Below are 13,971 nucleotides of genomic sequence, written 5' to 3'. Positions count from 1 at the left end.
GCAGGGAATCAAACGTAAGCCGGCACAATGCACGACTTGTGTGTGATGTGATGCTCAAATTCTTCATGGAAATGTTTCAGGAAAGCGCGAACCGGCATGGCTGCAGCATCACCCAGCGCGCAAATGGTGCGGCCCTGAATGTTGTCGGCAATTGAGTTCAGCATGTCCAGATCCTCGGGACGACCTTCTCCGTGTTCGATGCGGTTGATGATTCGATACAACCAGCCAGTGCCTTCACGACACGGTGTGCATTGACCACAGCTTTCTTCGTAATAAAAATAAGACAAACGCAACAGACTTTTCACCATGCAGCGTGTTTCGTCCATGACGATTACCGCGCCAGAACCCAACATGGAGCCAGCTTTTGCAATGGAGTCGTAGTCCATGTCGGTGGCCATCATCACATCGCCTGGCAGTACAGGCATGGAAGAACCACCGGGGATCACGGCCTTGATTTTACGGCCACCCTTCATGCCACCCGCCATTTCAAGCAGGGTTGCAAATGGAGTACCCAAGGGAATCTCGTAGTTGCCGGGTTTTTCAACGTCGCCGGAAATCGAGAAAATTTTCGTACCACCGTTGTTGGGCTTGCCCAGTTCCAGGAACCAGTCACCACCGTTTTGAATAATGAACGGCACGGCCGCAAATGTTTCAGTGTTATTGATCGTGGTGGGCTTGCCATAAATGCCATAAGACGCCGGGAATGGCGGCTTGAAGCGGGGCTGGCCTTTCTTGCCTTCAATCGATTCGATCAATGCGGTTTCTTCACCGCAAATGTACGCGCCATAACCCTGGTGCGCATGCAGTTGGAAGCTGAAGGTTGACCCCATGATGTTGTCACCAAGGTAACCAGCCGCACGAGCCTGCTCCAGCGCTTCTTCAAAGCGTTCGTATGTTTCCCAGATCTCGCCGTGGATGTAGTTGTAACCCACGGTAATGCCCATGGCGTAGGCGGCAATGGCCATGCCTTCAATCACGGAATGCGGGTTGTAGCGCAAAATGTCGCGGTCTTTGAATGTACCGGGTTCGCCTTCATCCGAATTACATGCCAAATACTTTTGGCCCGGAAACTGGCGAGGCATGAAGCTCCACTTCAAACCCGTGGGGAAGCCTGCGCCTCCGCGACCACGCAAGGCCGATTTTTTGACCTCAGCAATGACGTCTTCCTGAGAAATGCCTTCAGTCAGAATTTTGCGCAGGGCCTTGTACCCGCCACGCGCCTCGTAACCTTTCAGATCCCAGTTACTGCCATCAAGACCAGCCAGAATTACCGGGTTAATGTGTCGTCCGTGCAAACAAGTCATGACTTCAACTCCTCTACCAACGCATCGATTTTCTCGGTGCTCATGAAACTGCACATGCGGTGGTTGTTCACCAACATGACTGGGGAATCGCCGCAGGCGCCCATGCACTCACCTTCTTTCAGGGTGAACAAGCCGTCTTTGGTGGTTTCGTTGTAATCAATACCCAGTTTCTTCTTCAAGTACTCAGCTGCATCCGTACCACCCGACAATGCACAGGGAAGGTTCGTGCACACAACAATTTTCGACTTACCAACTTTCTTGGTGTCGTACATGTTGTAGAACGTGGCCACTTCGTAGGCTGCGATCGGTTGGATTTCCAGGTATTCGGCAACAGCCTCAATGGCATCGGTAGGCAACCAACCCAATTCCACTTGCGCAATACGCAAGCCCGCCATGACCGCTGAAATCTTCTGGTCAGCAGGATACTTGGTCAGTTCTTTGTCTATCAAACGATAGGTGTTTTCGCTCAACTTCATGATTCAATTCAATCCTTAGCGATCAATTTCACCGAACACAATGTCTTGGGTACCAATAATGGTCACCACGTCGGCCAACATGTGGCCGCGAGACATTTCGTCCAAACCTTGCAGGTGCGCAAAACCAGGGGCACGAATCTTCAAGCGATATGGCTTGTTTGCACCGTCAGCGACCAGGTAAATACCAAACTCACCCTTCGGATGTTCAACCGCTGCGTATGACTCACCCTCAGGCACATGCATGCCCTCTGTGAACAACTTGAAGTGGTGGATCAATTCTTCCATATTGGTTTTCATGTCCACGCGCTTGGGCGGCGTTACCTTGTGGTTGTCGCTCATGACTGGGCCAGGGTTGGCACGCAACCACGCAACACACTGCTTGATGATTTTGTTCGACTGGCGCATTTCTTCAACGCGCACCAGGTAACGGTCGTAGCAATCGCCGTTTTTGCCCACTGGAATATCAAAATCCATGCGGTCGTACACTTCATAAGGTTGCTTTTTGCGCAAGTCCCAGGCGATACCCGAGCCACGCAGCATGGGGCCGGTAAAGCCCATGGACAAGGCACGTTCAGGCGTAACCACACCCACGCCGACCAAACGCTGTTTCCAGATGCGGTTGTCGGTCAACAGGGTTTCGTATTCGTCCACATACTTCGGAAACCGCTGGGTGAAATCGTCAATAAAATCGAGCACGGAACCTTGTCGGTTCTTGTTCAACTCATCCACTTTCTTGGCAGAACGCACCTTGGACGGCTTGTACTGGGGCATGCGATCAGGCAAATCGCGATACACGCCACCCGGGCGGTAATAGGCTGCGTGTAAACGTGCCCCGGAAACCGCTTCGTAGCAGTCCATCAGGTCTTCACGTTCACGGAAGGCATACAGAAATACTGCCATGGCGCCCACATCAAGGCCGTGCGCACCCAACCACAGCAGGTGATTCAGGATACGGGTGATTTCATCGAACATGACGCGAATGTATTGCGCGCGAACAGGCACTTCGATGTTCAACAGCTTTTCAATGGCCATGCAGTAAGCATGCTCATTGCACATCATGGACACGTAATCAAGGCGGTCCATGTAAGGCAATGATTGAATAAAAGTTTTGTGCTCTGCCAGCTTTTCAGTGCCACGGTGCAACAGGCCAATGTGCGGGTCTGCGCGCTGGACGACTTCGCCATCCAGCTCGAGCACCAGGCGCAACACACCGTGTGCTGCCGGGTGCTGAGGACCAAAGTTCAGAGTGTAATTTTTAATTTCAGCCATGATTATTTCGCTCCACCGTATTGAGGTTCGCGAATGATGCGGGGTGTAATTTCACGCGGCTCAATGGTGACGGGTTGGTACACCACACGACCTAATTCAGGGTCGTAGCGCATTTCGACATGGCCAGACAAAGGAAAGTCTTTGCGGAACGGATGCCCCACAAAACCATAGTCAGTCAAAATGCGGCGCAAGTCGGGGTGACCTTCGAATACGATGCCATACAAGTCGAAGGCTTCGCGCTCGTACCAATTGGCCGAAGACCACACGTCGATCACAGAGGCCACGGTGGGCAAATCGTCATCGGGGCAACACACCTTCAGGCGCACGCGCAGGTTTTTCGATACAGACAACAACTGACACACCACCCAGAAACGCTGGGATTCGTTCAATTCATTGCCATATTCACTGCGATCAAGACCACACAAGTCAATTAATTGCTCAAACTGCAGGGTTTCGTCATCGCGAAGAATGGTGCAAGACTCGAAATAAGAATCGGCCTTCACCGTCAAATTGACTTCACCGAAAGCAAGCTTGCATTCAACGATGCGATCACCGAGCGCAGCGAGCAGATCAGCGCTCAACTTTTCAAGGCTTAAAGTCTGGTTCTGTGTCATAAATAGAACCCCTTATCGCGCAATGGTGGAAGTGGTTTTGATCTTGTTCTGCAATTGCAGCAGACCATACATGAGCGCTTCCGCTGTGGGAGGGCAGCCCGGCACGTACACATCAACTGGCACGATGCGATCGCAACCGCGAACAACCGAATAAGAGTAGTGATAATAACCACCACCATTGGCACACGAACCCATGGACAGCACCCAACGTGGCTCAGCCATTTGGTCGTACACTTTGCGCAAGGCTGGCGCCATTTTGTTACACAGCGTGCCCGCCACAATCATGAGGTCGGATTGACGTGGACTCGGTCGAAAAATAATGCCAAAACGATCCAGGTCGTAGCGACTGGCACCCGCATGCATCATTTCCACCGCACAACAAGCCAAGCCAAAGGTCATCGGCCAAAGCGAGCCAGTACGGCCCCAGTTGATCAATTTATCAGCCGTGGTGGTGATAAAACCTTCGTTTAAAACACCGTCAATACCCATTTGCTTACTACCTTCACGAAAGTGGGGCGATTATTTGCCCGTAAATAGCCCGCTTATTGGCCAATTTATTCCCAATCCAGCGCACCGCGGGTCCATTCGTAAATGAAACCCACCACCAGAACACCCAGGAAAATCATCATGGCCCAGAAACCAACAGGACCAATTTCCCTGTAAGCCACAGCCCAGGGGAAGAGAAACGCGATTTCGAGATCGAACAGAATAAAAAGAATGGCAACAAGGTAGTAACGCACGTCGAATTGCATGCGGGCGTCTTCAAACGCCTCGAAACCACATTCGTAGGGGGAAAGTTTTTGCCCGTCTGGGCGGTGGGGGGCAAGGATACGACCAACTAGCATGGCACCACCGCCGACACTGATCCCCACAAGGATGAACATTAACACTGGAAAATAAGACTCTAAATTCACTGTGACTCCCGTGTAAACCCTAATAGCCTTCGATTAGCCCGAAAAAAAGCCGGTCGTTATGTACAAGACCGGCTTTGATTTAAACCTTGGTGCCGACGACGAGACTCGAACTCGTACAGCCTGTGGCCACTACCCCCTCAAGATAGCGTGTCTACCAATTCCACCACGTCGGCATATCATTGCAGCGCAATAAATTGCTTTGCAATAAATTACTTTGGAATATCCTGCACGGGCGTTTTTGGTTCAGCCGGTTTGGTCTCCGTAGGGGTTGCCGTTCCCTCTACTGGAGAAGCCTGAATGGCCTCCATTACACCACCGGATTCCGCTTCAACGCCAGCCCTTGAATAAAAGGCCAAACCCAGTGTGCAAAGCAGAAAGATTGTAGCACAAAAGCCTGTGGCCCGGCTCAAGAAATTCGCCGATCCAGTTGCACCAAACAGGCTGCCAGATGAGCCGCTGCCGAAGGCTGCGCCCATGTCTGCGCCCTTGCCGTGCTGCAACAAAACCAGAACGATAACGGCGATTGCAGAGATGATCTGCATGATCACCAAGAATGAATTGAATATGCTCATAAATTATTTAACCTCTCGCGGCGCGTATTATTCCAGAGAAATCATCAGAAGACAAAGCTGCACCACCAATTAGGCCACCATCAATGTCAACTTTTGAAAAAATCTCGCTTGCATTGCCCGGCTTTACACTTCCGCCGTACAAAATTCGGGTGCTCTGGGCTACTTCTGGCCCCAACATGGCATTCAGTCGGGCACGAATCATGGCGTGCACCTCTTGCGCTTGCTCCGGACTGGCCGTAACGCCAGTGCCAATGGCCCAAACCGGCTCATAGGCAATCACCAGATTCCAGGCGCCGTTTTCAACAAATTTCGAGCAATGCTCAACAACCGGATCCAATTGGGAGGCGATCACAGCCTCTACCTGCCCGGCTTCGCGCTCTGCCAGCGTTTCACCCACACACACAATCGGCGTGATGTCACCTTGAAGGGCCGCGACCGCTTTTTGTGCAACAGTTGCGCTGGTTTCTGCGTGGTACTGGCGACGTTCTGAGTGGCCCACCAACACCTGCTTGACCCCGAATTCCTTCAGCATTTCGACTGACACCTCGCCGGTGTAGGCTCCACTGGATTTTGCTGACACATCCTGCGCGCCGAAGATAACTGCTTGATCTTCCAGCAACTTTCCTAGTTGGGCCAGATAAGGAAACGGGCAAAATACAGACACGTCAACCTGATCGTCTACTTCGGGCAGGAACCCAAGAACAAGCGCCTCATTCGAGTCGAAGTCACCGTTCATTTTCCAGTTACCAGCCACCAATTTCTTTCTTGAATTGTGTTTGGATGTTTCACTCATGCTCTTTCTGATTCCTTTTCTTGATTCTCGATATTGAGCACAATTTTTCCCAAGGCGTTACCTGACTCCATCAACTGGTGAGCCTTGGCAACATCAGCAAGTGTGAAAGTGGCTTGCACCAGCGATTTCAGCACTTGCGCAGAAAAACCCTCTATTAATTCCCGCTCGACCTGCCGCGCCAAATCCGCCTTGAATTCAGCGGAACGAGGCCGCAAGGTAGTTCCAGTCAAAACCACTTGTTTGGTCATCAGTTTTGCAGCGTCAATATTGGCGAAACGTCCGCCCAGCAATGCAATCACGATCACCATGCCCTGCGGTTTCGCGCAGTTCAAATCTTTGTTCAGATAATCGCCAGCCACCATGTCGAGAATCAAGTCGACACCCTGTTGCTGTGTATCCTGCAACACCTGCTGCTCCCAATCCTGGGTTTTGTACAGGTAGGCCCTTTCAGCCCCCAAAGCGGTGCAAAAATCTGCTTTTTCCTGACTGCCCACAGTTACAAAAGTGCGCAATCCATGTTTCTTGCACAACTGGATGGCAGCGGTGCCAATGCCACTACTGCCCCCATGAATCAATACTGTTTGACCAGCCCTGGCAGCACCTTTCAAAAACAGGTTTTGCCAAACGGTCATGTACACCTCGGGCAAACTGGCCGCCTCGGTGAAACTTAAACCTTTGGGAATTTGCATGCACTGCCTTGCGGGCACGCATGCATACTCCGCATAACCACCGCCATTGCACAAAGCCATGACGGGTTCGCCCAAATGGCTTTCAGGTACGCCCTGCCCCACAGCCACAACCACACCCGACACTTCCAGCCCCAAATTGGGATTGGCATCGGCGGGTGGCGGGTACAAACCCAGGCGTTGCAACACATCGGGGCGATTCACCCCGGCGGCCTTGACCTGAATTAGCACCTCACCTGGCATGGGCGAAGGAACCGGTAATTCAATCAACTCAAGCTGATCGACACCACCGGGGGCCTTCACTCCCACTGCCCTCATACTGACAGGCAGTTGCGGGGCTGCTGTACTCATTAACCTTCGCTGGGACCTTCGGCGGCCTGCTCAGCAGGAGCCTCGGGAGCCAACAGGGCTTTCATGGACAAGCGCAGGCGACCTTTTTCATCGGCCTCAAGCACTTTAACCTTCACAACCTGGCCTTCTTTCAGGAAATCGCCAACGGTGTTCACACGTTCGTTGGCAATTTGCGAGATGTGCAACAGACCATCCTTGCCTGGCAATACGCTGACGATGGCGCCGAAATCGAGTAGCTTCAGCACGGTGCCTTCGTACACGGCACCCACTTCCACTTCAGCCGTGATGTCTTCGATCAGCTTCTTGGCGCGCTCGCCTGCGTCACCATCAACAGAGGCGATGGTGATTGAACCATCTTCCTTGATGTCGATACTTGCGCCTGTTTGCTCGGTAATGCCGCGAATGGTTGCACCACCCTTGCCAATTACGTCACGAATTTTCTCAGGATTGATCTTCATGGTGATCATGCGTGGCGCGTAGGCAGACAACTCACCCACATTGCCACCTGTGGCCTCTTTCATGATGCCCAGGATATGCATGCGGCCTTCGCGAGCTTGTGCCAATGCAACTTGCATGATTTCTTTGGTAATGCCTTGAATCTTGATGTCCATCTGCAGCGCAGTCACACCGTTTTCAGAGCCAGCCACCTTGAAGTCCATGTCGCCCAAGTGATCTTCATCACCCAAAATGTCTGTAAGAACAGCGAACTTGTTGTCTTCCTTGATCAAGCCCATGGCAATACCAGCCACCAACTGCTTCAATGGAACACCTGCGTCCATCAGGGACAATGCGCCGCCACACACGGAAGCCATGGAACTTGAGCCATTGGATTCGGTGATTTCAGACACCACGCGCATGGTGTACTGGAAGTCTTCAGGTGCGGGCAACATCATTTCTACTGCGCGACGTGCCAAGCGGCCATGACCAATTTCACGACGCTTGGGCGCGCCCATGCGGCCACATTCGCCGGTGGCGTACGGGGGCATGTTGTAATGAAACATGAAGCGGTCACGGTATTCACCGGCCACTGCATCAATCATTTGTTCATCGCGGCCGGTACCCAAGGTGGTCACAACCAAAGCCTGTGTTTCACCGCGTGTGAACAGGGCCGAACCGTGCGCGCGTGGCAGCACGCCAGTGCGAACAGTAATTGGACGAACAGTGCGTGTGTCGCGACCATCAATGCGTGGCTCGCCATTCAGGATTTGACCGCGAACAATTTTCGCTTCAAGACCAAACATGATGTCGCTAACGTCAGCATTGGAAACATCAGCGCGTTGCTCTTCAGTCAGCTTGGAAGGCAGTTCGGCAGCCACTTCTGCTGAAATTTCTTTCAGGCGCTGGCTACGGGCCTGCTTTTCAGTCATTTTGTAAGCGGCAGCCAGCTTTTCGCCAGCCAGTTCTGTCACTGCAGCCACCAAAGGCTCGTTCACAGGTGCAGCTTTCCAGTCCCATTCCGGCTTACCGGCTTTGGCGGTCAGCGCGTGAATGGCATTGATTGCGGTTTGCATTTGTTCGTGACCGAACATGATGCCGCCCAACATGATTTCTTCAGACAACTCATGCGCTTCAGATTCAACCATCAGCACAGCAGCTTCGGTACCTGCAACAATCAGGTCCATCTTGCTGTCTTTCAACTGTGTGGCTGTGGGGTTCAATACGTACTGATCGTTGATGTAACCAACACGCGCACCGCCCACTGGGCCATTGAATGGAATGCCAGCGATGGACAATGCAGCAGACGCACCCAGCATGGCCGGAATGTCTGGATTGATCTCAGGGTTAATCGACATGACCGTGAGCACAACCTGCACTTCATTGAAGAAGCCTTCAGGGAACATGGGGCGCAATGGGCGATCAATCAAGCGTGCGTTCAGGGTTTCTTGTTCAGTGCCCTTGCCTTCGCGCTTGAAGAAACCGCCGGGAATACGGCCAGCGGCATAGAATTTTTCAACGTAATCAACGGTCAAGGGGAAAAAGTCTTGACCGGGTTTGGCAGACTTGGCGGCTACAACAGTGGCCAATACGACGGTGTCGTCTACGGTTACGATGACAGAGCCACCCGCCTGGCGGGCGATTTCACCGGTTTCCAGGGTCACTGTGTGTTGACCATACTGGAAGGTTTCTTTATGAATTTCAAACACTTTGTCTTTTCCTTTTAGTAATCTCGCCGGGCCAATACCCGGATGCGAGAGCCCGTCAGTTTTAAAACACAAATGCCCACAACCGGGGTTGCAGGCATTTGAGTCAAATCAACGGCTTGTAGCAGCGACCAATTACTTGCGTAGACCCAAGCTGCTGATCAGGTTGCGGTAAGCATCTGCGTTTTTGCGCTTGAGGTAATCAAGCAGCTTACGACGACGAGACACCATGCGCAGCAAACCGCGGCGTGAGTGATGGTCTTTGGCGTTGGCCTTGAAGTGATCGGTCAACGAGTTGATTCGGGCTGTCAACAATGCTACTTGAACCTCGGGAGAACCTGTGTCGCCCTTGGCGCGTTGATATTCGGCGAGAATTGCCGCTTTATTGATTTCTGACATCTTTATTACTCCACTTGCGTGAACTAGCAGCCACTGTTCAGACCGCTGTTCCGTGTAAAAAGACCACCCGTTTTAAAAGGTGGTCACCTGAACCCGCTATTGTAGGGGAAAACCGGTAAAAATCAAACCTGTGGATTCAACTTTTCGTGTTTTGACTGCAATTTGTTCAAAGCTGACAAATAGGCTTTGGCCGATGCGACCACAATATCGGGATCTGCCCCCACACCATTGACTATTCGACCACCCTTTTGCAAGCGCATGGTGACTTCGCCCTGAGATTCAGTGGTACCGGAAGTAATGCCATTGACAGAGAAGAGCAAGAGTTCAGCACCGCTTTGCACTTCAGCCTCGATGGCCTTCACTGTGGCGTCCACTGGTCCGTTGCCCTGGCTTTCAGAAATGACCTCCCGACCTTCAATTGAGAACACCACCCTTGCCTTGGGGCGTTCTCCGGTTTCGGAGTGCTGGACCAAAGACACATAGCGATAATGTTCAGATTCGCCACCAGCGCCATCACCCGACACCAAGGCATGAATGTCTTCATCAAAAATTTCGGCTTTGCGATCGGCCAAATCCTTGAATCGCTGGAAAGTATCGTTCAAAGCCTGTTCGCTTTCCATTTCAATACCCAGCGCCTCAAGACGCTGCTTGAAGGCATTGCGACCAGACAGCTTGCCCAGCACAATTTTGTTGGCAGACCAGCCGACATCCTCAGCAGTCATGATTTCATAGGTTTGGCGGGCTTTCAGTACGCCATCCTGATGAATGCCGGAAGCATGCGCAAATGCATTGGCTCCCACAATCGCTTTGTTGGGCTGAACCACAAAGCCGGTGATATTGCTGACCAATCGGCTGGCCGAGACGATTTGCGTGGTGTCGATGCCCACATCCATATTGAAGAAGTCTCGGCGGGTTTTAACTGCCATGACAATTTCCTCTAGGGAGCAATTGCCCGCCCGCTCACCCAAACCATTGATTGTGCACTCCACCTGGCGCGCACCACCAATGGCCACGCCGGCCAAAGAATTGGCCACTGCCATGCCCAAGTCGTTGTGGCAATGAACAGACCAGACGGCTTTGTCGCTATTTGGGGTCATGGTGCGAAGATCGCGCATGAATTCGCCATACAAGGAAGGCACTGCATAACCAACCGTGTCGGGAATATTGATGGTTTTTGCACCCGCCTTGATCACGGCCTCGCAGACTTTGGCCAGAAATGGCAATTCAGAGCGGTAGCCATCTTCAGCCGAAAACTCAACATCATCGGTGTACTGCAGGGCCAGCTTTACAGCCTTGACGGCCTGCTCCAAAACCTGATCAGGCGTCATGCGCAACTTCACTTCCATGTGCAAAGGCGAAGTGGCAATAAAGGTGTGAATGCGGCGGCGCTCAGCTGGAGCCAATGCGTCGCCAGCACGCATGATGTCTTTGTCATTGGCGCGGGCCAAAGAACACACTGTGGATTCTTTGATGACCGAGGCAATGGACTTGATCGCCTCGAAATCGCCGTTGCTGGAGGCGGCAAAACCGGCCTCGATCACGTCAACTTTCAACTTCTCAAGTTGCTTGGCAATACGGATTTTTTCTTCACGGGTCATCGAGGCGCCAGGGCTTTGTTCGCCGTCGCGCAAAGTAGTGTCGAATATGATGAGGCGGTCTGACATGCTGTTCTCCTGATTATGTTCTAAGGATACAACAATGCAGGCGTGAAGCGGTATTGCGGGGAACCCGTGAAGGGCCGAATACAGCGTATCCGGCCTGAATGACACGAATTAAAAGTGTTCGTCTCTTTCGATATCCATGCCCTTAAGGCCCTGCCCCTTCACCTTCCGGACCAGGTAAACGACATAGCCAGAAAGACCGTACAACACAAATACGCCGAACAACACCTTGGGCGGGTCTTGGGACACGAGCGCAAACACGAGGGGAATCAAGGCCAGCACCAAGAAAGGCACACTGCGGCGGAAATGGAAGTCTTTGCCGCTGAAGAAAGGCACGTTGGACACCATGGTAATACCTGCGTAGAAGGTGATACCCCAGGCCAACCAATCCAACTCGGCACCTGCCATTTTGGCGTCGTCCATCACCCACACAAAACCGGTGACCAGTGCCGCTGCGGCAGGGCTGGGCAAACCTTGGAACCAGGCTTTGTCGACGACTGCCGCATTGGTGTTGAAACGGGCCAGGCGCAAAGCGGCACCTGCCAGATAAACAAAAGCGGCAACCCAACCCAGTTTGCCCATGCCGCTGAGCGACCACTCATAAATAATCAGTGCTGGGGCTGCACCAAACGACACCATGTCTGCCAAGCTGTCGTATTCGGCACCAAATGCACTTTGGGTGTTGGTCATTCGGGCAACTCGACCATCCAGGCTGTCAAGTACCAAGGCAGCGAAAATGGCAACCGCTGCAGCGGTGAATTGTTGACCCATGGCCATGACAATGCCATAAAAACCGCTAAACAGAGCCGCCGTGGTAAACAGGTTGGGCAACAAATAAACGCCCTTGTGGGGCTTGCCTGCCGGGCGCGAAGCCGCGTTTGAAAACGCGCGCGGTGCTCCAAAACGGTTTTTATTCCGCTTGAATCGCATAATCAGGACACCAACTCGGCCAACACGGTTGACGAAGCTGAAACCTTGTCGCCAATTGCCACTTTGGGCACTGAATCAGTTGGCAAATAAACATCGACACGGGAACCGAAACGAATAAATCCGTAACGCTGTCCTTTCTCAACAGCCTCTGTGGGTTTGACGTAACAAAGAATTCGACGCGCGATCAAGCCGGCAACCTGAACAGCAGTTACGGTAGCGCCACTTTCAGTGTGAATCACAATTGCGTTGCGCTCATTTTGGGTACTCGCCTTGTCCAGGTCTGCATTCACAAACAAACCGGGGAAATAATCCACTGACTTGATTTCACCACCAATTGGAATTCGGTTGGAGTGCACATTGAATACATTCATGAACACGGAAATTTTCAAGGCTTCACGCTGGGCGTAAGGATCTTCTACGCGCTCAACAGCAACGATGCGACCATCTGCTGGCGACACAACCGCATTTTTCTGTGCGGGAATGTAACGGGGAGGATCACGGAAAAACTGCAGGACAAAGATGAACAGAATCCACGCCACGACCGATAGAAACGTGAGGCCAAAAGACTGAAGGGCAAGCGCCAAAACAGCAACGATTGCAAGAAAAGGCCAGCCCTCGCGGGCAATGATGGGATGTGGGTAGTTCATAGCTCTTTGTTGTGAATGGTTATAGTGCAGATTTTATAAGCCAAAATGACCAAGTGCGGTAAGTTTTGTGCGAATTGCTCAATAAGAATCCGAAGTGAACCCCCATTTGGCCAGAAAACAAAAAACCCACAGCACTTTCAGACTGTGGGTTTTCCGTAAAGCAGTCAAGCGGCAGATTAGTTCTTGGACTGATCAACCAACTTGTTTTTGCTGATCCAGGGCATCATGCCGCGCAGCTGCGCACCCACGATTTCGATGGGGTGCTGTGCATTCAAGCGGCGACGCGCCGTCATTTCCGGGTAGTTGGTTTTGCCTTCCAGAATGAAACGCTTGGCGTATTCACCGTTCTGAATGTTGTTCAAACATTCTTTCATGGCAGCACGGGCCTGGTCTGCAATCACGCGGTTGCCAGTTACATACTCACCATATTCCGCATTGTTGGAAATGGAGTAGTTCATGTTGGCAATGCCGCCTTCGTACATCAGGTCAACAATTAGCTTCAGTTCATGCAGGCATTCGAAATAAGCCATTTCAGGTGCGTAACCTGCTTCAACCAAAGTTTCGAAACCAGCCTTCACCAGTTCAACTGCACCGCCACACAACACAGCTTGCTCACCGAACAAGTCTGTTTCGGTTTCTTCACGGAAGTTGGTCTCGATTACGCCACCTTTTGTACCGCCGTTTGCTGCGGCATAGGCCAAAGCGATATCGTGAGCATTGCCGGTGGTGTCTTGATAAATCGCGATCAGTGAAGGCACGCCACCACCTTTCAGGTATTCAGAGCGCACGGTGTGGCCTGGACCTTTGGGGGCGATCATGATGACGTCGATGTCGGCGCGGGGTACAACCTGGTTGTAATGCACGTTGAAGCCGTGGGCGAAAGCCAAAGCTGCACCAGGCTTGATGTTTGGAGCAACTTCCTTGTTGTACACGTCGGGAATGTTTTCATCGGGCAGCAAAATCATGACCACGTCGGCTTCTTTTACCGCGTCGGCCACTTCTTTCACTTTCAAGCCAGCACCTTCAGCTTTGGACCAGGATGCACCGCCTTTACGCAAACCAACAACTACTTCTACGCCAGAATCGCGCAGGTTTTGTGCGTGGGCGTGACCTTGTGAACCGTAACCAATGATGGATACTTTCTTCTTCTGGATCAGGGAAAGATCCGCGTCTTTGTCGTAATAAACTTTCATGTCATTTTCCTTTTGATTCAG

General features: G+C 52.1%; 15 protein-coding genes and 1 tRNA gene. All 16 read right to left on the bottom strand.

From position 1 onward, the window contains the following. Window positions 1-8 precede the first annotated feature (8 nt). Window positions 9-1,304, bottom strand: coding sequence for an NADH-quinone oxidoreductase subunit NuoF (nuoF, locus tag ACVL1J_RS08110; protein WP_159571156.1), 1,296 nt, complete (start codon window positions 1,302-1,304; stop codon window positions 9-11). Further along, entirely contained in the window at window positions 1,301-1,780 is a 480-nt protein-coding gene (gene nuoE / locus ACVL1J_RS08105) for an NADH-quinone oxidoreductase subunit NuoE (protein ID WP_159571159.1), read from the bottom strand. Before nuoE ends, nuoF begins: the two co-directional genes overlap by 4 nt. Before the next feature lie 15 nt (window positions 1,781-1,795). After that, complete coding sequence (locus tag ACVL1J_RS08100; protein WP_159571162.1) at window positions 1,796-3,049, bottom strand: NADH-quinone oxidoreductase subunit D; 1,254 nt, start codon at window positions 3,047-3,049, stop codon at window positions 1,796-1,798. 2 nt (window positions 3,050-3,051) lie between these two features. Further along, a complete protein-coding gene (locus ACVL1J_RS08095) occupies window positions 3,052-3,663 on the bottom strand; it encodes an NADH-quinone oxidoreductase subunit C (protein WP_159571165.1) in 612 nt (203 codons plus the stop codon). A 12-nt stretch (window positions 3,664-3,675) separates the two neighbouring features. Then, on the bottom strand, window positions 3,676-4,152 hold the full coding sequence (locus ACVL1J_RS08090) for a NuoB/complex I 20 kDa subunit family protein (protein ID WP_008251188.1): 477 nt from the start codon (window positions 4,150-4,152) through the stop codon (window positions 3,676-3,678). A gap of 65 nt (window positions 4,153-4,217) precedes the next feature. Further along, the gene (locus tag ACVL1J_RS08085) at window positions 4,218-4,577 is read right to left on the bottom strand and encodes an NADH-quinone oxidoreductase subunit A (protein ID WP_159571168.1); all 360 of its coding nucleotides are present in this window, start codon (window positions 4,575-4,577) and stop codon (window positions 4,218-4,220) included. Between the two features lie 87 nt (window positions 4,578-4,664). Then, window positions 4,665-4,750, bottom strand: a tRNA-Leu gene (locus tag ACVL1J_RS08080). Between the two features lie 36 nt (window positions 4,751-4,786). After that, the gene (gene secG / locus ACVL1J_RS08075) at window positions 4,787-5,149 is read right to left on the bottom strand and encodes a preprotein translocase subunit SecG (protein ID WP_159571171.1); all 363 of its coding nucleotides are present in this window, start codon (window positions 5,147-5,149) and stop codon (window positions 4,787-4,789) included. A 7-nt stretch (window positions 5,150-5,156) separates the two neighbouring features. Continuing rightward, entirely contained in the window at window positions 5,157-5,942 is a 786-nt protein-coding gene (tpiA, locus tag ACVL1J_RS08070; protein ID WP_159571174.1) for a triose-phosphate isomerase, read from the bottom strand. Further along, complete coding sequence (locus ACVL1J_RS08065; RefSeq protein WP_159571176.1) at window positions 5,939-6,979, bottom strand: NAD(P)H-quinone oxidoreductase; 1,041 nt, start codon at window positions 6,977-6,979, stop codon at window positions 5,939-5,941. The genes tpiA and ACVL1J_RS08065 overlap by 4 nt, the downstream gene beginning before the upstream one ends. Continuing rightward, window positions 6,979-9,123 carry a polyribonucleotide nucleotidyltransferase gene (gene pnp, locus ACVL1J_RS08060; RefSeq protein ID WP_491665271.1) on the bottom strand — a complete coding sequence of 715 codons (2,145 nt, stop codon included), beginning with the start codon at window positions 9,121-9,123 and terminating at the stop codon, window positions 6,979-6,981. The genes ACVL1J_RS08065 and pnp overlap by 1 nt, the downstream gene beginning before the upstream one ends. 132 nt (window positions 9,124-9,255) lie before the next feature. Next, window positions 9,256-9,519, bottom strand: coding sequence for a 30S ribosomal protein S15 (gene rpsO, locus ACVL1J_RS08055; RefSeq protein WP_008251166.1), 264 nt, complete (start codon window positions 9,517-9,519; stop codon window positions 9,256-9,258). Between the two features lie 122 nt (window positions 9,520-9,641). After that, the gene (locus tag ACVL1J_RS08050; protein ID WP_159571180.1) at window positions 9,642-11,183 is read right to left on the bottom strand and encodes a 2-isopropylmalate synthase; all 1,542 of its coding nucleotides are present in this window, start codon (window positions 11,181-11,183) and stop codon (window positions 9,642-9,644) included. Between the two features lie 108 nt (window positions 11,184-11,291). Continuing rightward, window positions 11,292-12,110, bottom strand: a complete 819-nt coding sequence (gene pssA, locus ACVL1J_RS08045; RefSeq protein WP_159571182.1) for a CDP-diacylglycerol--serine O-phosphatidyltransferase — start codon at window positions 12,108-12,110, stop codon at window positions 11,292-11,294. Between the two features lie 2 nt (window positions 12,111-12,112). Further along, window positions 12,113-12,757 (bottom strand): phosphatidylserine decarboxylase, encoded by a 645-nt coding sequence (locus tag ACVL1J_RS08040; protein WP_159571184.1) that lies wholly within the window; start codon window positions 12,755-12,757, stop codon window positions 12,113-12,115. A gap of 176 nt (window positions 12,758-12,933) precedes the next feature. Beyond that, complete coding sequence (gene ilvC / locus ACVL1J_RS08035; RefSeq protein ID WP_491665270.1) at window positions 12,934-13,950, bottom strand: ketol-acid reductoisomerase; 1,017 nt, start codon at window positions 13,948-13,950, stop codon at window positions 12,934-12,936. Window positions 13,951-13,971: the final 21 nt, after the last annotated feature.

The organism is Limnobacter sp. G6BE5S, assembly GCF_058448965.1.
The sequence above is the reverse complement of the archived record's forward strand: the minus strand, read 5'-3'. Positions and strand labels throughout refer to the sequence as shown.